The sequence below is a fragment of the Blastopirellula sp. SH421 genome (assembly GCF_057808535.1).
The window spans coordinates 6157251-6175072 of the sequence record NZ_CM173712.1; the positions used below are offsets into that span (position 1 = coordinate 6157251).

At 56.3% G+C, this 17822-nt stretch carries 14 protein-coding genes; 7 read left to right on the forward strand and 7 right to left on the reverse strand.

The features are described 5' to 3' along the window. Positions 1–125: 125 nt before the first annotated feature. Entirely contained in the window at positions 126–1445 is a 1320-nt protein-coding gene (locus tag SH421x_RS25015; protein ID WP_488852748.1) for a polysaccharide pyruvyl transferase family protein, read from the forward strand. A 49-nt stretch (positions 1446–1494) separates the two neighbouring features. Here SH421x_RS25015 and SH421x_RS25020 read toward each other — a convergent pair whose 3' ends face one another. Continuing rightward, positions 1495–5064: a hypothetical protein gene (locus SH421x_RS25020; protein WP_488852750.1), complete on the reverse strand. Its 3570-nt coding sequence runs from the start codon at positions 5062–5064 to the stop codon at positions 1495–1497. Positions 5065–5321: 257 nt separating this feature from the next. Between SH421x_RS25020 and SH421x_RS25025 the strand changes: the two genes are divergently transcribed. Beyond that, positions 5322–6257: a hypothetical protein gene (locus tag SH421x_RS25025; RefSeq protein WP_488852751.1), complete on the forward strand. Its 936-nt coding sequence runs from the start codon at positions 5322–5324 to the stop codon at positions 6255–6257. A 97-nt stretch (positions 6258–6354) separates the two neighbouring features. Here the strand turns inward: SH421x_RS25025 and SH421x_RS25030 are convergent, their stop codons facing one another. The 4 genes from SH421x_RS25030 to SH421x_RS25045 form a co-directional block, all read right to left on the reverse strand. Next, positions 6355–6789: a peptidylprolyl isomerase gene (locus tag SH421x_RS25030; protein WP_488852752.1), complete on the reverse strand. Its 435-nt coding sequence runs from the start codon at positions 6787–6789 to the stop codon at positions 6355–6357. Positions 6790–6959: 170 nt separating this feature from the next. Next, entirely contained in the window at positions 6960–7832 is an 873-nt protein-coding gene (locus SH421x_RS25035; protein ID WP_488852753.1) for an HvfC/BufC family peptide modification chaperone, read from the reverse strand. Next, positions 7829–8746, reverse strand: a complete 918-nt coding sequence (bufB, locus tag SH421x_RS25040; RefSeq protein ID WP_488852754.1) for an MNIO family bufferin maturase — start codon at positions 8744–8746, stop codon at positions 7829–7831. Before bufB ends, SH421x_RS25035 begins: the two co-directional genes overlap by 4 nt. A gap of 76 nt (positions 8747–8822) precedes the next feature. Continuing rightward, positions 8823–9287 carry a hypothetical protein gene (locus tag SH421x_RS25045; protein WP_488852755.1) on the reverse strand — a complete coding sequence of 155 codons (465 nt, stop codon included), beginning with the start codon at positions 9285–9287 and terminating at the stop codon, positions 8823–8825. 600 nt (positions 9288–9887) lie between these two features. On the opposite strand from SH421x_RS25045, the gene gap reads away from it, so the two are divergent. Further along, complete coding sequence (gene gap / locus SH421x_RS25050; RefSeq protein ID WP_488852756.1) at positions 9888–10907, forward strand: type I glyceraldehyde-3-phosphate dehydrogenase; 1020 nt, start codon at positions 9888–9890, stop codon at positions 10905–10907. A 196-nt stretch (positions 10908–11103) separates the two neighbouring features. Beyond that, positions 11104–13425: an alkaline phosphatase D family protein gene (locus tag SH421x_RS25055; RefSeq protein WP_488852757.1), complete on the forward strand. Its 2322-nt coding sequence runs from the start codon at positions 11104–11106 to the stop codon at positions 13423–13425. A 20-nt stretch (positions 13426–13445) separates the two neighbouring features. On the opposite strand, the gene queC is transcribed toward SH421x_RS25055, so the two are convergent. Then, a complete protein-coding gene (gene queC, locus SH421x_RS25060; RefSeq protein ID WP_488852758.1) occupies positions 13446–14228 on the reverse strand; it encodes a 7-cyano-7-deazaguanine synthase QueC in 783 nt (260 codons plus the stop codon). On the opposite strand from queC, the gene SH421x_RS25065 reads away from it, so the two are divergent. From SH421x_RS25065 to SH421x_RS25075, 3 genes are read left to right on the forward strand one after another with little or no spacing between them, the layout of a single operon-like run. Continuing rightward, positions 14227–15126, forward strand: a complete 900-nt coding sequence (locus SH421x_RS25065) for a hypothetical protein (protein WP_488852759.1) — start codon at positions 14227–14229, stop codon at positions 15124–15126. The two genes, queC and SH421x_RS25065, sit on opposite strands and share 2 nt — an antisense overlap. Before the next feature lie 35 nt (positions 15127–15161). After that, positions 15162–15770 carry a hypothetical protein gene (locus tag SH421x_RS25070; RefSeq protein WP_488852760.1) on the forward strand — a complete coding sequence of 203 codons (609 nt, stop codon included), beginning with the start codon at positions 15162–15164 and terminating at the stop codon, positions 15768–15770. 33 nt (positions 15771–15803) lie between these two features. After that, positions 15804–16682: a hypothetical protein gene (locus SH421x_RS25075; protein WP_488852761.1), complete on the forward strand. Its 879-nt coding sequence runs from the start codon at positions 15804–15806 to the stop codon at positions 16680–16682. An 82-nt stretch (positions 16683–16764) separates the two neighbouring features. Here SH421x_RS25075 and ilvC read toward each other — a convergent pair whose 3' ends face one another. Beyond that, positions 16765–17769 (reverse strand): ketol-acid reductoisomerase, encoded by a 1005-nt coding sequence (gene ilvC, locus SH421x_RS25080; RefSeq protein ID WP_488852762.1) that lies wholly within the window; start codon positions 17767–17769, stop codon positions 16765–16767. Between the last annotated feature and the right edge of the window lie 53 nt (positions 17770–17822).

Sequence of the window (17822 nt, forward strand, 5' to 3'; positions counted from 1 at the left end):
GCCACCAGAGAACTTTGGCGAGAACGTCGCTGCAAAGCCAATGCGATTTTACAAACGGTGCGTTAGCAGGCAGAATAAAGGGGCTCCCATCTCCTGACAATCTTTCCACCTCTGCCTTGATCTGTATGCAAAATATTTCTCGCCGCACCTGTCTGTCGCAACTTGCCGCTTTGTCGAGCCTGCCGCTGATCTCTTCCGCCTTCGCCGCCGAGGCGGTCTCAAACGTCCGCTGCACTGTTCTGCTTCGTAGCGGTTGGCAAACGGTCAACATCGGCGACATCGCGCATACGCCAGGCGTACTGCAATTGATGCAAGACTATCTGCCCAATGTCGAAGTAATCCTGTGGTCCAACGCGCTCGATCGCGGCGTCCGCGAAATGCTGCTGGCCAACTATCCCAATCTGAAAATTGTCAGCGGCAACGTTAGCAAGGAGGGCAAGTTCTCTTCAGAAGAACTGAAGCAAGCGTTTGACCAAGCCGACTTTTTGCTGCATGGATCAGGTCCCAGCGTGGTCGCCGCCGGCAATATCGATTCGTGGCGCAAACTAACCGGCAAACCCTACGGCATTCTCGGCGTAACGGTCAGCGCAAGCGGTGAAGCGGCCAGTCGAAAGCTGACGCCGCACTTGCACGACTTGCTCACAGGCGCCGACTTTGTTTTCACACGCGAAAAAAACTCGCTGCAAAACGTCAAAGAAGCTGGCGTCCAAGGACCTTACCTGGGCTTTGCTCCCGATGGCACGTTTCATTTGAAGCTGAAAGAAACGGCAAAGACGCAAGCGTTCATTCAGGAGCATGATCTTGAGCCGCGTAAGTTTATCGTCTGCGTGCCGCGTCTGCGCTACACGCCGTACCACAAGATTCGCAAGACAGGGTTGAACGACAAAGAGATCGCACGGCGCGAAGCAGTGAACGAGGCTCACGCCGAAGAAGATCACGCCAAACTGCGCGCAGCGATTATTGCCTGGGTTCGCAAGACCGGCGGCAAAGCAGTGCTTTGCCCTGAAATGACCTATCAGGTCGAGATTATGCGTCCGCTGCTGTATGATCCGTTGCCCGACGATGTAAAGCAGAACGTCGTACTGCACGAAAAGTATTGGATCACCGACGACGCTGCAACCCTGTACGCCCAAGCCGCGGCGGTGATCAGCTGCGAATGCCACTCACCAATCATTGCCGCTTCAGTCGGAACGCCGTGCATGTATCTGCATGAGCCAGAAGATGGCATCAAAGGCAACATGTGGGGCGACGTTGGCCTGAGCGCCTGGTATTTTCCGATCGAGGAAACTTCTGGCGATGATGTCGCCGCCGCCATCGTGCAGATCGCCGATGATTTTCCCGCCGCAAAAAAGCGAATCGATGACGCCGTCGCCGGGATCGAAACCAACTATGCGCGGAATTTTAAAGTGATCGCCGAGTCACTTCAAAAGAGCGGCGCCCCGTAGTTTGCATAACGGCAATTCTTGCGCTGGGATCTCCCCAGCGCAAGATCCCCTATCGATTGAATAACTCGTTCAGCCCTCTCTCAAGGCCCTTTTCGATCAGCCCTTGCGCGGCGCCGCCGATCGCCTGACCGGCGATGCTTTCGATTGCGCGAGCATCCAGCTTCGGACTTTCCAGCGTACCGCTGATCGGCACTTCTAGGGTTTTACCGCGTAAGCCGGCCAGCGTGGGATTGCTTTGAATCCAGGCTTCTTGCACCGGGATCCTGGCGATCATCTGAATCGAGTGATCAATGCCAACTGATCCTTGAGTTACGATCTGGACATTGTCGACCTGCATCGTCAGATTTTGGTGATAGACGCGACCGCCGGTCATTTGGATCGGCACTTGCTGTTCAGGCATTCGCATCAACACCGTCTCGTTGGGATCGATCGCGCCAGGGAGTTGTTTTTTGGCGATCGCTTGAATCTGCCTAGCGATCACAACGTATTGATACGCGAGCGGGCCAGGCCGGACTTCGGCGCCATGAATGGTCAATGTGCCTGCGGCTTCTCCGCTGATGGGATTGAAGAGGGGAAAATCTGCTTGCTGCACGTCGAGCGAGAATCGACCTTCGGCACGCGTCGAATCGGCCAGCAGCGGCGCGGCGTATTTCATCCAGCCTTGGCACATCTGCGGCGTGATCGCCAAGTTGTCGACGAGCCGGCTTTGCGGCAATTGCAACAGCGGCGGATTTGAGAGCAGCGCCACGCGGGGTTCTGCGTTCAGCTTTCCGCCGCTGATATCAAATCGCAATGGATCGACGGTGACGATCCCCTGGCTCAACTTTGCCTGAACATTGGCGGAGCCGATCGGCACTCCGTACATCATTGCTTCTTGCCAGCCCACCGAACCAGATGCGGCCAGCAGCGGCGAGAGCCAAGCAAAGGGAGCAATCGACTGCGAATCGGGGGCGTTCAATGGACCGGCAAGCTGGAACGGCGACTTCTGCTTGCCGGTCAACTTGACCTCTTGCCCCGCAAAGGACGCAATCACTGGCGCAAGTAGGTCCCAGTCGTAGACGGTGTTGCCTTGCAAATTAGCGACTGGCGCGGTCGACCACTGCTGAATCACTCCGGCCGCTGTGACCTGAACCGCAGCAGTTGATAGCTCCATCGTTTCGATGGTCGCCGTATCGGACGCATCTATTGCACAGTTTAGCTCGAACCCTACGCTGGGCTCGCGCCAAATGACATCGTATTGCGATCCGCCGGCGACATCAGTCCGCGTGCTTACTTGCTGCAGTTGCGGCGCGGTGGTGCGCGACAGAGCGCCCAATTGAAAATCTTTGATCTCGCCGACAATCCTGGCAGTCGCTCCGCCGGTCTCTTGCGTAAAGTTCAAACTACCGGCCAATTCGCCGGCAGGTCGAAACGCAGGCGGAGCAGCCCAGCGTTTCCATTGCATCGTCCGATTCAGATCCAATCGATATGCGATGCTACCGACAGCGGCGCCTTTGCGCATACTAGTCGCCGGCAAGTAATCCACCTGCTTGCCACGAGCTGAAATTGTCGTGCCAACCATTGTGAAATCGGGAGCAAGGATCCGACCATCTTCGAAGCCATACGCCAGATTACCATCGAGTTCGAGATTCGGCTCAAAGAGATTGAGCGTCGGCGAACTGATCGCCAAATTGCTGAGTGAGGCGCGAATGTTCGAGACAGCGATTTGCTGGGCGGTCAGCGATACGTTCGCGGTAGCGGCGGTGGCCCCGTCGATTCGGATGCTGCCGAGATTGATGAGCCCCGCGAGTCGACCTTGCCAATGGGCCAACGATCCATTGAGTTGCAGCTTTAACTGCTTGGGCTCGATACCGCCGATCGCCAGTGGGGCCGCCAACTCTAGTACTAACAAATCATTGCCGACGATCCAACTTAACGAACCAGCTTCGATCACCGCATTATCGCGAATCGTAGAATTGAATTTAATTTCGGCGGCGGCGTCGTTCCAAATGTCAACGCCATCGCGGGTAGCCCGCATGTTGGCGCCACGGAACGTACCAGCGAGGCTGGCGCTGTTGGCGCTTTGTCGATTGATTTGCAACAAGCCATCGGCGACTCCGGAAAGATCGACTCCCAACTCTACGAACTGCGCCAGTTCGGCCGACAGCTTGGCCAAATCGACGGTCGCATGAATTTGAGCTCCCGTCGCATCCCCCGTTCCATCTGCAACCAAAAAACTGGAACTCGCTTCGGCATGTTGCAACTGTAATCCGGCAGGCCCTTGCACCAGCGTTAGGTTCACCGCGAGCGGATCGCGCCACGTCACCTGTTGACCTGACACCACAGCGCCAACATCCGTGACATTGCCGGTCGCGCTGATCAAACCTGGTTGCTGCGGATCGTGAGACAGCTTGAAGACCGCTTGCCCTGATTGAATTACGGCGTCATTGCGCAAACGCATCAAATGAGGAAAGCGGGCCGCAAGTTTTTCTAAGTCGATTGTGCCTCCTACGCGCCAAGCTTGATCGCTGGCTGCAATCGGCGTCGCGGTAAAGTTGGTCAGTTGCGAAATCGGCACATCTCCGTCCGCAACAAAATTTGCGCCAAAATCGGTCATCACCGCGACCTGCTCAGCACTGAGCCGTCCCGCGCCGTGCAGCATCTTGCCGCGAAACGCGATCTGTCCGCCGCTGGCCGGTTCAGGTCCCAAAACCGCGGGCCACAGGATGCCGCTGATGTTCGCTTGCATATCGCCAGAGACCGAATTTCCTGTGGTCGATTGCGTTAGCCGCAGCTTTCCATCCAGCTGACCATGGGTGCGCAACTCCGTTTCTAGCCGGGTCGCAATCGCCTGGACCAAACCGAGCGGCACGCTCTCAGCAATCACATCGACTGTCGCTTCGCCGCTAGCCATTGTTCCTTGGGCTTGTAGCCGGCCAGTTTGCTCGGCTTGCTTCACCGAGGTTTGCAGCGTTAATGTTTGGGCGACGCTTCCTTCGGCGGTCTTCGTGGTCGCAAAAGCGACAGCGCAATCTTCCAACGACCATTTGTCGCTAGAGGTCGTTTCGGTAATTCGAATCGTCCCTTCTCGAACCGTCAGATCGAACTGGAGAGTCTTCGTTGGCGTTGACTCAGCAACAACCTCGGTAGCAACCTGCTCCACTGGTGGAAAGAGAACCGCTTCCAGGTTACTGGTACCCGGGGCGACAACGATATCGGCGCTGGGTCGCATAATTTCGATCGTGCCTAGATCGTTTCGACTCCAGATCAAGCTAAGTAGCGATTTACTAATCTTGAGTTCTTCGACGGTAGCGACAACGTTCCCCTCGGCATCGGACAGCGTGACTTCGCGGACGACGGTCGGAGAGATCCAGCCAAGTGAAGCGCTGCCGACACTCGCCTTGCCGTTGATCCCGCTGGTTGCGCTGGAGACGACGATTCCCAACAGTGGAGTCATCGCGATGATGCTCGGCAGCAAGTAGAGTCCGACCGGCACAACTACCAACAGCAACCAACGCCAGCTGCCGCCGCTCGAATTGCGGGCGCCTTTACGGCGAGGCTTCTTCGGACGATCAGACTTGATATCGTCGTCGTGACCATCTTCATGGCCAGTGTCGCGTGATTTCCGTTTGAGCGCCATGACTTGCGTCCTGCGATATAAAGCAATCGATAAAATGAGATCTAGGCGCTGAAACTTCTACCGCAATCCCCCCTAAGACGCCAGACCAAGCGCAACTGCTAGCAATAAAACAAATATTTGGTTCTCCTTCTGCTTTCGCTAAAGATTTCTTTAGCGGTTGCCGGGGTTGGGTTTGACAGACTTCGCCGATTGCTTTATTTACCTGAGGTCGCCGGCATGGCGCCGGCATTTTGTGCTTTCCACGAACAAGCAAACTTGTGACTCGATATCGTCTGACAACTCCGCTCGTCGGATTGATTTGCGTGCTGGCGCTTTCCGGCTGTCGCAGCGATCCGAACATTGAACTCCTAGAGCGCGATCTGCGCTACCTAGAGGACAAGGTCTACACTTTGCAGGATGTTGTCGAGGATAAAGAATCCCAGATCAATTCAATCCGCCGCGAAAACGAAACGCTGCGAAAGCGACTTGGACTGCCCGACTTGCAGGATGACTTTCGCTCGCAAAATGACTTGCCCGAGACGCCCGAGTTGCTGACTGCAACCTCATTGCGCCCCGTCTCTCGCTCGCCAGCACTCCAAGCACCCACAATCGACCTGGGGATTGCCCTCGACGCCGAGGAGGCGGAGGTCGTTGATCGTCATGTCACAGCGATTCATATCAACCCCCGTTTAAGCGGTGGATATGACTTTGATAAGAAACCAGGCGATGAAGGCGTGATGGTTGTCATCGAACCCCGCAATCGCGACGGACAATACGTAGACGAGACTGGCCAACTCTCGGTGGTCTTACTGGATCCCGCCCTCGAAGGCAAAAACGCCTACGTTGCCCGGTGGGATTTTGACTCCGTGGATGCGCAAGCCAAGATGAAACGCTCGCTGCTCGGAAAAGGGATTCACCTGCAGTTGCCCTGGACCGCCGGTTATCCCGAACATGAGACGCTGGTCCTGTACGTCCGCTACGAAACGCCAGACGGACGCAAGTTAGAACAGAAGAAAGAGATTCGTGTCCAATTGCCGGCGAGCGTCTCATCTCGCTGGACGCCTGCGATGCAAGATTTGCAGCCCCGCATGTCGCATGCTCCCCGGATCAATGTTCCGTCGGCCGTCGATCTCTCTCCGGCTGGTGCCCCCCAGGAATCTGCGACTCCGACCGCACGCACGGCGACCGCTCCAGAGTGGAAGCCGTATCGTTAGCAGGTCGAGCGCCGTAGCTCTTGCGGCGAGCATGTCGCAAGAGCTCTGTCTACAATGACTCCAACGATCACTGCGACACCAAGGATCACCGCAAGCCTTACTTGGCTTCTTCGACGGTGACTTTGATCATCTTGTCACCCTGCTTGATCGCATCGACCACATCCTGGCCTTCGACCACTTTGCCAAAGACAGCATGCTTGCCATCCAGCCAATCGGTCTGCGTGTGGGTGATGAAGAATTGCGAGCCGTTGGTGTTGGGGCCTGAATTGGCCATCGACAATACGCCGGGACCGTCATGCTTCAAGTCCGGATGAAATTCATCTTCAAATTTGTAGCCGGGACCGCCGGTGCCAGTGCCGTTGGGGCAACCCGTCTGGACCATGAAGTCGTTGATCACACGATGGAACTTTAGCCCATCATAGAAGCCGTCTTGGGCGAGCTTCTCGAAGTTGGCGACCGTCTTCGGCGCCTTGTCGTCGTGCAACTGAACTTTGATCGTACCTTTGTCGGTCTCGATGGAAGCGACTTTCATCGCGGCTCCTCTATGCGCTAAATACACGGTTGGGGCAAATGCAGAATCCCCTATTTTAGCCCGTCAGTCTGTGCTGCGTAACCGGGTCGCAATCGAAACATCAGCCGGCAAACTTGAATGTGCCGCCCATCAATAAGTGTCCAATTGGCAGAAAAAAGCACTCCTGTAAGCTACGGCGTAACCAGTTCCACAAAAAACCCTTCACTCGCGAAGCGTCGAAACCAGTGGGGCAGCTTGCGGGCAAACGCATCAAAATCCGCCGTTTCATTGACAGCCGTTTCAATCGCCGCGCTGACGCTTTTGCCGGCGATCAGCGATTGCAGCAGCTTGAACTCGCTCTCTTCGAGGGGAATCCTCCGCACAATGTAATCACGTCGCGAAAGCGCCAACCAAGTCGCAGCAGCATCCGGCAGCGACAAAGGTCGCCCTGCCCGAAAGTCGCTAAAGTAATCACTGACCGGAAAACGATAGGCGTGCAACGAAAGACAAGGCGCTGCGATCAGCTGGGTCTGCGGCCAAGTTTCCGGCGAGACTTGCGCTAGATCGTCGGGCGATATGACGCCCAATTGTTCGGCGCCTGGACCATCAAACGTTTGAGCGAGGCTCCACTCGAACGCCGCCAAATCAATTAGAAAGTCGGCCCAGCCTAGCGCTTCGCTCGCAGCCGCAGGCCGAGTCGCTTCCAAGTGAGCAACAAACTGATCGGCCAGACGCGAGAGGGTGTAGCTGGTCGAAGGGCGTTTGTCCAAATAGTCGAGCGCGAAGCCGTCAAACAGTTCCTGACCCAACGTTTCGCTTAGCGCCGGAAATTGCTCGCGCATGCATTCAACCAGGCGTGCGAAATAGGCGTTCCCATACACTTGCAGACGCTGGATGCTCGTTCGCTTTTGGCTGCGGCCGATCACTTGTTCGACTTGCTCACTCGCCACATCAATGTGCTGCCGCGCGGCGGGGTCAGCGATTCCGGCAGAGACTCCGCGGGGATGAGTGATCACGCTTTGCATCCAGCGCTGAAGTGTAGTTAATGGATGCGGCTCGCTCATTCGATCTCCGGCGTCACAAAGTGCAGCGGATGCGGAGAAGGAGTGTCGACGATTTGCGGATTAGTCGGCCCCGGCAGTTCGCCCAGTTGTTGGGTAATGTGCCCCCGCGCCTTGAGTACTTCGGCATGCAGCACATCAAAGGGAGGAATATTGGCGTCCCACTCCAACAAAGTCGACGCGCCGCCGGTCAGTTCATAGGCCAAGCGGTAGAGACTCCAAACGGGATCGATGACTGCGGCGTCATGCGTATCAATGCAGTAGTCGCCCATGTTGGTATGGCCAGCCAGATGAAACTGCACGATCCGCTCGTGAGGAACTCCACGGATATATGCGGCCGGATCAAAGTCATGGTTGACGCCGGAGACGTAGACGTTATTCACATCTAGCAGCAAGCCGCAGTCAGCTTCATTGGACATGACCGACAGAAACTCCCATTCGGTCATGGTCGATGCGGCGAAGGTGACGTAAGAACTTGGATCTTCCAGCACCAGCGGACGCTCCAGGAACTCCTGCACTGTTTTGATTCGCGCAACGACATGTGCTAGAGACTCTTCGTTGTAGGGGATCGGCAACAGATCGTGCGAGTTGCGACCCGCGACGCCGGTCCAACAGAGATGATCCGAAATCCACCGTGCGCCGGTCTCGCTCGCTAGCCGCTTCAACTTGGCGAGATAATCAAAATCCAGTGGGTCAGTACTGCCGATCGACAGTGAGACGCCGTGCATAACGATTGGGTAGCGCTCGGCGATTTGGTCCAGCACATAACGAGGGCGCCCCTGCGTGTCGATATAGTTCTCTGAAATGATCTCAAACCAATCGACCGCCGGCCAATTTTGCAAAATGTGGCCAAAGTGGGTCGCGCGTAAACCGACGCCGAGTCCCAGATTTTGCAGGCCGAGCCGCGCTGCGGTCATCGCGTTCTCATCGTAAACGAAAGCCGGCGCAGCCAAGTGCGGCGCCGGATAATATCAACTCACCACAAGTGATGAACTATTCCGCCGGTTTCGCTTCTGGCGCCGGCATCACTTCCTTGCCAGCTTCTTTCATGCGGGCCTCAAATTTTTCGCGTGCTCCATCCCAAGCGCCTTCCATCAACGGAATCGCACAGCCCCCTTTGCCCTTGCACTCGTTCGTGCCAACTTGGTTGTGGCAACCCCCTTGGCCCTTGCACTCATTGCGGCCACCGCACTTATGCGGTTCCAAAGTCGCACAGGCTCCGGCGCCGGCACAGTCGTTATCGCCCCCTTTGCCTTTTCCCTTGCACTCATTCAAACCGCGGCACAGATGCCATTCTCCTGGGGTCGTTGCTCCATCGGCTTCATCTCCGCCTGCGGCGACGTCGGTCTTGGTCGGACCACAGCCAAGCGCGACCCCTCCCAGCATTCCGCCTAGCGCGGCGGCGGACAGGCGATTGAAATCACGACGATCAAGATTGCGATTGTTGCTGGTGGTCATGAAAAATGGTCCTGATGGGATTCGTAGAATGTTAGACGCTACATCCTTTTATGGGCAATTCATGAGTCTAACCCTACCGGTGACGACACGGGAAGTCTAGCAACCGCCGCGATCAACAACGGTGAATAAAACTACATTTTTTTGCGAGCTACGGTTTCAGGGCAGGGCATCTGCCTAGAGCGCCGCGGATTAAAAATGAATTTTTCTTCGTGAAGCAGGTTTTAGAGGGTCACTGAACGCATCAAATTTGCTTTGTGCGTGAAATTCTACGCCGATAACTGCCGCTTGCCAGCTGATAGTTATCCGCAATCGTCAATAATCCGTCTTTCGGCCTATTGCTACGGCCGCTCCTTACGCCCGTTGTGATGCTGTTTTAAGGGCAGTATAATTACCTTCTTCTGCACCCGGTTTCGTCCACGATCGACGGAACCAGCGACGGATCAAAAGTAGCGACGGACCCGCTGCCACCGTTTTCGCACAACCAAGCTTTTGCAAGCGGCGATTGAATGTCCGCTTGAGTCGATACATCACTAGACGAGTTCGCGTCGCACGTGGTCATTACACCCCAGACCGCGGCGCAAGTTCAAAGGAGAAATGACAGTGGCAGTTCGAGTTGCAATCAATGGTTTTGGCCGCATTGGTCGTTTGACCTTTCGTAATCTCATCGCACGCGGCGAAGAATTTGAAGTGGTCGCGATCAACGACCTGACCGACAACAAAATGCTGGCGAACTTGCTGAAATATGACAGCACGCACCGCCGCTTCCCCGGCACCGTCGAATACGATGCCGAAGGCTTGACCGTCAACGGCGTAAAGATTCGCGTCTTCGAAGAACGCAATCCGGCCGCGCTGCCGTGGGGCGACATGGGCGTCGATGTTGTTGTCGAAAGCACCGGCGTCTTCACCGGCCGCAAGACCGACACCAAAGCTGGCTATGACTCGCACTTGGACGCTGGCGCCAAGAAGGTTGTGCTGAGCGCTCCGGCCAAGGACGCTCCGGACTTGACCTGCGTGCTGGGCGTGAACGATCACGAACTGACCGCCGACATGAAGACCGTGTCGAACGCGAGCTGCACGACCAACTGCTTGGCTCCGATCGCCAAAATCCTGAACGATTCGTTCGGCCTGAAGAATGGTTTGATGACCACGATTCACGCCTACACCAACGATCAGCAAGTGCTGGACCTGCCGCACGCCGATCCTTATCGTGCTCGCGCCGCAGCCCTCAACATCATCCCGACCTCGACCGGCGCCGCCAAAGCGGTCGGTCTGGTGATTCCGGCCCTCAAGGGCAAGCTGACCGGTATCTCGATGCGTGTTCCGGTTCCGACCGGTAGCGTCGTCGACCTGGTCGCGAACCTGGACAAGTCGGTCACCAAGGAAGAAATCAACGCCGCGATGAAAGCGGCCGCCGATGGCCCGATGAAGGGCATTCTGTGCTACACCGAAGACCCGATCGTTTCGTCGGACATCATCGGTGACCCGCACAGCTCGATCTTCGCCGCTCCGCAAACCGACGTGATCGACGGTTCGCTGGTCAAGGTCGTCTCGTGGTACGACAACGAAGCTGGCTACTCGGCCCGCACCGCCGACTTGGTCGCCAAGCTAGGCAACATGTAATCGATTACGATTGCATCCAAGACTCACAAAGCCCTCATCGCAGCTTGCGACGAGGGTTTTTTTATGCGCGGATTCAAACTAAGGTAGTTTGAAAGGGCTGACGCTGTCGCAATTTTCACCCCGGCAGCTTTTCTCCCCCCCCAAAAAGCAATCTTCTTTCTTCCCGATCAGGCAACGGCTAGGAGTCTAGCGAACTATGGCGAAAACCACTCGACGCGTAGCGATCAAAGCAATTACGGCAAGCGCTGCTTTGATCAGCCTGCAAAAATCGGACGTCCACGCTGCCGATCCATCCGCTGCGGACGCAGCGGCGCCGGTCAGTCGGCTCGAAAATCGCCATGACCGCGTCTGGTTGGGAGCAGAGTATTGGGCCAACCCGATGGAGGACTGGCGCATCGTCGACGGCGCCGCCGAATGCCAAACGACCGGCGGTGATCGCAACGTCCATTTGCTGACCCACCAACTGACCAATGCCCAAGCGGCGTTCCAAATATCGGTCATGCTGCGTCAGGTCGAAGTCAACAATGCCGACGGCGGCACCGGCTTCCGTATCGGCGTCCGCAGCGACATCAACGAACATCGCAGCAACTGCTTCGCCAAAAACGGAATCGATGCAGGCATCTCCGCTGACCAGCTGATCCTGGGAAACGCCAAAAAACCGCTCGGCGAACAGCTGGCCAACCAAGAGATCCAATTGATCCTGTCCGGCAAGCCCGGCGAGAAAGGGTACCAACTGACCCTCACCGCCGCGACGGCTGATTCCGACAAGCCGCTCGCAACGCTTACCGAAACCGTTTCCGCTAACGCCATCCTTGGCAATGTCGCGCTGGTCAACAACTTCAACAAAGCGATGGCCAACCGGCGGGGTGCTCGATATCGCTTTTGGAATTGGGATGTCAGCGGCGATGCGTTCACCGAAACGGCGGAAAACAAGTTTGGCCCGCTCCTCTGGTCGATGTACTCGCTCAGTGATTCACGCAGCGACGAAGGCTTTGTCCTTAAGCTGAGCGCCTTGACCGGTCCGCTGGGCGAAAAGGACAACAAGACGGTCGAGTTGCTCGCGCAAAAAGCAGGGCAATGGACTTCGCTCGGCACGGCGGATCTGGACGAAGATGCTTGGGTCGCAACCTTCCGGATTCCCAACTGGGACGCAAAGGCAGCGACGCCGTTCAAGCTGGTTTATCGCGAGTCTCTCCGCGATGGCGGCGTCTGCGAATCCGATTGGACCGGCACGGTCAAAGCTAATCCCGTGGGTCGTCCGCTGCGCGTTGGCGCACTGACCTGCCAAAACGATTACGCGTTTCCTTACGAGCCGGTCTGCAACAACCTGCTGGCGCTCGATCCCGACATGCTCTACTTCTCGGGCGACCAGCTGTACGAGAATCACGGCGGCTATGGAATCATTCGTGATCCAGCCGGACCGGCGATCCTCAACTACCTGCGCAAATATTATCAACATGGCTGGGCGTTCCGCGAAGCGATGCGTGATCGTCCCACCCTTTGCTTGCCGGATGACCACGACGTTTTCCACGGCAATCTGTGGGGCGAGGCCGGAAAGCCAATGATCAAAGGGGATACCTCGACATCCGGCGGCTATCTTCAACCGGCGCGAATGGTCAACGTCGTCCACAAGACCAATGTTGCGCATCACCCCGACCCCTACGATCGGACTCCCTGCTTGCAGGATATCAGCGTTTATTATGGCGACGTCGTCTATGGCGGCGTCAGCTTCGCCGTGGTCGCAGATCGTCAGTGGAAGAGCGGACCCGAGCATGTCGATACCGGCAGCGGCCGCCCGGACCATGTACCGGATCCTGATTTCGATACGTCGGTGCTTGATAAGCCAGGGCTCATCTTGTTGGGGGAGCGACAAGAAGAGTTCTTGAAGCAGTGGGCCGAAGACTGGCGCGGGCACGGATTGAAGGTCCTGCTCAGCCAAACGGTATTCGCCGGCGTCGCTACGCATCACGGCAGCTACGACGGCTACTTGAAAGCCGATCTCGACTGCGGCAGTTGGCCGCAAACGGCCCGCAATCGGACGGTCGACCTTCTTCGCAAAGCGATGCCGCTTCACATCAATGGCGATCAGCACCTGACAACCCTTGTGCAATACGGCGTCGAAAAACAACGTGACAGCTGCTGGTCGTTTTGCACACCGGCGATCGCCGTCGGCTATCCCCGTTGGTGGCGCCCTGATGAACTCGGGATGCCGCACCAAAACCGCCCCAAGCATGGCCTGCCCAACACCGGCGAGTACATCGACGGCTTTGGCAACAAAGCGTACGTCTACGCCGTCGGCAATCCAGAAGTGGGCAAAAAACGAAACCGCTACGAACTGGCGCACCAAAAGGGAAGCGGTTTTGGACTAGTCACCATCGATACCGCCGCGAAGACCTACAAACTCGAAGCGTTCAAATTTCTGATCGACGCCACCGACGGGAAAGAGTCGAACCAATACCCCGGCTGGCCGATCACCATCCAGCAGCATGAAAACGGAGGGCAGAACGTAATCAGCTAACGCCTGACGCGCGACATTGACTACGCCATATAGCTGGTCGGGTCCAATAACCCGTGCTTGGCGAACGCTTCTTTGCGCTCGACGCAGGCGCCGCACTTGCCACAGTGTTCTTCGAGACCTTTGTAGCAGGTCCAGGTCAGCTGGTACGGGACGCCGAGTTGGGCGCCGCGCTTTGCGATGTCTCCTTTGTCGATGTCGACAAAGGGGCGCCAGAGCTCGACGGCGCTCCAGTCGCACAGCTTGGCCGCTTCGTCCATCGCCGCGGCAAACTCGGGCCGGCAGTCGGGATAGATCGCATGGTCGCCGCTGTGGGCGCCATAGGCGACGGCGATACACTCTTGGCTAATCGCCCAGGCGATCGAAACCGATAGCAGGATCATGTTGCGATTGGGGACAACCGTCAGCTTCATGTTCTCTTCGGCGTAATGCCCATCCGGAATCTCAATCTCGCGGCCGCTTAAACTGTTGGCGCCAAACAGCGGATTGATCTCCGAGAGATCGGCGACGATCTGCGGCACGTTGACCTGCTCGCAAAGCCGGCGCGCGTATTCGAGCTCCTTCACATGCCGCTGACCATAGTTGATCGAGATGGCCCGGACGTCGTGCCCGGCGTCGAGCAGGTGATAGAGGAGCGTGGCGGAGTCCATACCTCCGGAGACGACGGCGACGACTTTGGACATGTGCGATTTCTGACAGCTATTTTGAATTTGAGAAATGGAAGCTCTTGGCAGTATACTACAAACCCATGGGCACTTTCCGCGACTGATTTTTGGCGACAATCCTGAAGGCGAATTCTCCCGCATGATGCCCAGAATGGATCTCCTGGAACGCTTGAGTTCTTATCTGTTCGCTAGTATTCTGGTCGGACTGCTGACAATTTTGGCGGCATTGCTGCGCCACACCAAAACGGCGCAAGTTATCGGCATCCTCTGCGTGCTCGCAGGTATTATTACCGCACTGGGGCTGGGCTATCGGCTCTTTTTCATCAAAGGGATAGGCCTCATTGCTGTCGCGTTGACCCCAACAGCCCTTGGCGGAGCGGCGCTGGCGATCGCGTACTATTACAAGGATCGACCGCCCTTGAAGCGGTGGTTTCAAACTTCAGTTCCGGCAATTCTCTACGTGACGCTCGTCGTCGCCTGCATCGCCGGTTGCATGAAGTTTTCAGAGAGTATTCACTTCTTTAATCGAGATCTCTGGTTGGCTCACTTTCAGCAAAATCGAGCGATTGACAACGTTGTCGTTCTCGGAACCGATCGTGTGGACACTTTTAATGTGGATGCCGTCGAGTTCTCGATCGCTGGTCGTCCGGATACGCGAATTCGATTAGAGCTGCGTGATGAGTATTATCATGACTACAAGGACGAATCATGGGGACATGCTCCGTATCCGTTGGTGATCCAGCGGATCGGCGACCGAACTCCCGTTGCAACGGTAGAGGGGCATTGGTCCAACAACATCGGGGGCTACGGCACATTCCCTGTGGAGGTAATCGGCCTGCACGTCAAAGACTCCAATGCACCGCTGCGAGAATTGATTCCGCTGAAACTTAACAGTATCGACGACGTTATCTCGCACTACGATGATCTGGTCGCGATTCTGGAGAAGTGGCCGCCGCGAGATAACCCGGGCAAACATACGAACGCAGATGGAACGACGATTGAGTACTGGGTAGAGAAGGACCCAGACTATTCTCCGTAGAAACCGGCAATGATAACCCGCGAGACAAACGAATAATGAAGTCACGATCGATGTTAGAGTCTCTGAGGTTTCCTGGATTTCCATGCCTGCGGTGGATACTACCGCTTTTACTATTGGTCGTCGGCAGCCAAGCCATCGGACAAGAGCATTCTGCGGATCGCGGCGTAATCCTGTCGACCTTTCGGTCGATGCGGGGAATTACGCAAGTCACGGTCCTGGAGGAAGAGCTCGACCGTGTCGAGGTGAAAGAAATCCGTTTTTCTCTGGCCGATCGCCCAGAGACGCTTGTCAGCCTGCAAAACGGCAATCAATTCGCTCGCTGCGAAGCAAGCGACAAGCTGACATTCATCGGCCTTTGCCAAATTGGAAAACTGCGGCTGCACTGCGTAACCACTTTCCGCACCCCGACTGTCTTGGGAAGCGGCTCTGGGCACTCTTGTCTCTATTTTGGTGAAGAGCTGAACATGCCCAATTTCGTTCCGATAAAAATCGAGTCTGTCGAAGATGTGGTCACGCAATACGATGAGTTGGTGAAGCTCTTCGAGAAATGGCCGCGCAAAGCGAAGCCGGGACGATTGGAACTGGAGGATCGAACCGTTGAGTATTGGGTAGAGAAGGACCCAGACTATTCTCCGCAGCGCTAGTGACGATTTCGATCCACAAGCAGGATGCTCCTCATGCAACTCGCTAGATTGTTTCCCGACATCCAGTATATGCCGGTGGTGCTGCTGTCGCTGGCGATCGGCGTGCCGGCTGGGTTGCTGGGCAATTTGTTGGCGCTGACACGACGCCTGTTAGCGGCTCGCATTTTGGGGTGGCTGTGTTTTGCGGCGGGTACTTACTGGGGCCTCGTGCTGACTTACTTGTTTGTGCAGAGAAGCGATCAGGTTGAGCCGATACTCTTCTTGCTGTTCTTCGTTCCCGGCATTTTGGGCGGCGTTACGCTGGTGCTTTGTCGTTACTATCACAACTCTCCACCGCTAGTGGGACTGCAGTTTCCGCTGGCTGCGATTTTGTACATAACGCTGATAATCGCGGGCGGAGCCGCCTTTTATGGCGCCAGCCGAAACGAATACTTTCAAGAACGTGATCGGTACTTGTACAACCTGGGGAAGATGCGATCGATCGATAATGTCTCTGTCCTAGGACATCATTTTCGTGGTGCATTTTATGTAGATGAAATTCAGTTTTCGCTTGCTGGACGGCCTGAGACTTTCGTCCGACTCAAGCCCAGCAGTGAATTTCAAACTTGCCAATCGTCCGACTTGCTAGACCGAATGAACATCCACCAAATCGGACCATGGCAGTTCCGCTACAACTTTACTCCGCCTAGCAGTATTCCCAGCCTACTTTGCTTGGGGCGCGGCGGCGCATTTGAGACACTGACCCCCATCCAGATCGGTAGCATCGACGACATTGTCAACCACTACGATGAACTGATCGAACTCCTTGAGGAATGGCCTCGCGAGCAAGAGCCAGGCACTCTAATTTCCAAAGGGCAGCGACTTACGTATTGGGCAACCGTTGATCCTCACTTCCCTCAGCAGAAGAAATAGCAACACCGGCGCATTAAAAAAACGCGGCCGTCCCAACAGGACGACCGCGTTTTGTATCTACTGCATCACTCGAGCGAAGCGATTAAACTTCTTTCGAGTCAATCCAAGTCATCAGCTTGCGGAGACGCTTGCCGACCTGCTCTAGTTGTAGGTCGCGTTCGCGGCGGCGGATCGCTTTGAAGCGGGGAGCGCCGGCGCGGTTTTCCAGGATCCAATTACGGGCAAAGGTGCCGTCTTGGATTTCGGTCAGCACCTTCTTCATCTCGGCTTTGGTTTCATCCGTGATGATCCGCGGGCCGGTCGAGTAGTCGCCAAATTCGGCGGTGTTCGAGATGCTGTAACGCATGTAGTTCAGACCGCCCTGATAGAACAGGTCGACGATCAACTTCAGTTCGTGCATGCACTCGAAGTAGGCCATCTCTTCTTGATAGCCGGCGTCGACTAGCGTTTGGAAACCGGCTTTGACCAGTTCGCTGACGCCGCCGCACAGCACGACCTGCTCGCCGAACAAGTCGGTTTCGGTCTCTTCGGCAAAGGTGGTTTCGATGACGCCGCCGCGCGTACCGCCGATCCCCTTGGCGTAAGCCAAGCCGATCTTGCGAGTCGTTTCGCTGGCGCCTTCGCCCAGTGCGATCAGCGCCGGAACGCCGCCGCCGGCGACATATTCGCTACGGACCAAGTGGCCTGGGCCCTTGGGCGCGACCAGCAAGCAATCGACACCCTTGGGCGGGTCGATCTGACCGAAGTGAATGTTAAAGCCGTGCGAGCACATCAACACGTCGCCCGGTTTCAGGTTGTCGCGGATGTGGGCTTTGTAGATGTCGCCTTGGACTTCGTCCGGCAGCAGGATGTTGATGACCTGAGCCTTGGCGACAGCGTCTTCAATCGACATCGGCTCGAAGCCGTGCTTCTTGGCCAGATCAAAGTTGGCGCTGCCAGGACGCTGCCCGATTACGACATTGCAGCCGCTATCGCGCAGGTTCTGAGCTTGGGCGTGTCCTTGCGACCCATAACCCAAAATAGCGATCGTCTTATCCTTCAAGACGGAAAGGTCGGCATCATTGTCGTAGTAAATCTTGGCGGGCATTGAAAAATTCCTGTTACGCAACAAAACGGGTAGACGGAAAGCAGGGCGACCCC

What these genes read in the sequence shown, in the direction of transcription:
- ilvC (WP_488852762.1), bottom strand. Translation starts at nt 17,769, where the DNA reads ATGCCCGCCAAGATTTACTACGACAATGATGCCGACCTTTCCGTCTTG.
- SH421x_RS25020 (WP_488852750.1), bottom strand. Translation starts at nt 5,064, where the DNA reads ATGGCGCTCAAACGGAAATCACGCGACACTGGCCATGAAGATGGTCAC.
- SH421x_RS25055 (WP_488852757.1), top strand. Translation starts at nt 11,104, where the DNA reads ATGGCGAAAACCACTCGACGCGTAGCGATCAAAGCAATTACGGCAAGC.
- queC (WP_488852758.1), bottom strand. Translation starts at nt 14,228, where the DNA reads ATGCGGGAGAATTCGCCTTCAGGATTGTCGCCAAAAATCAGTCGCGGA.
- SH421x_RS25075 (WP_488852761.1), top strand. Translation starts at nt 15,804, where the DNA reads ATGCAACTCGCTAGATTGTTTCCCGACATCCAGTATATGCCGGTGGTG.
- SH421x_RS25015 (WP_488852748.1), top strand. Translation starts at nt 126, where the DNA reads ATGCAAAATATTTCTCGCCGCACCTGTCTGTCGCAACTTGCCGCTTTG.
- SH421x_RS25065 (WP_488852759.1), top strand. Translation starts at nt 14,227, where the DNA reads ATGATGCCCAGAATGGATCTCCTGGAACGCTTGAGTTCTTATCTGTTC.
- bufB (WP_488852754.1), bottom strand. Translation starts at nt 8,746, where the DNA reads ATGACCGCAGCGCGGCTCGGCCTGCAAAATCTGGGACTCGGCGTCGGT.
- SH421x_RS25070 (WP_488852760.1), top strand. Translation starts at nt 15,162, where the DNA reads ATGAAGTCACGATCGATGTTAGAGTCTCTGAGGTTTCCTGGATTTCCA.
- SH421x_RS25030 (WP_488852752.1), bottom strand. Translation starts at nt 6,789, where the DNA reads ATGAAAGTCGCTTCCATCGAGACCGACAAAGGTACGATCAAAGTTCAG.
- SH421x_RS25045 (WP_488852755.1), bottom strand. Translation starts at nt 9,287, where the DNA reads ATGACCACCAGCAACAATCGCAATCTTGATCGTCGTGATTTCAATCGC.
- SH421x_RS25035 (WP_488852753.1), bottom strand. Translation starts at nt 7,832, where the DNA reads ATGAGCGAGCCGCATCCATTAACTACACTTCAGCGCTGGATGCAAAGC.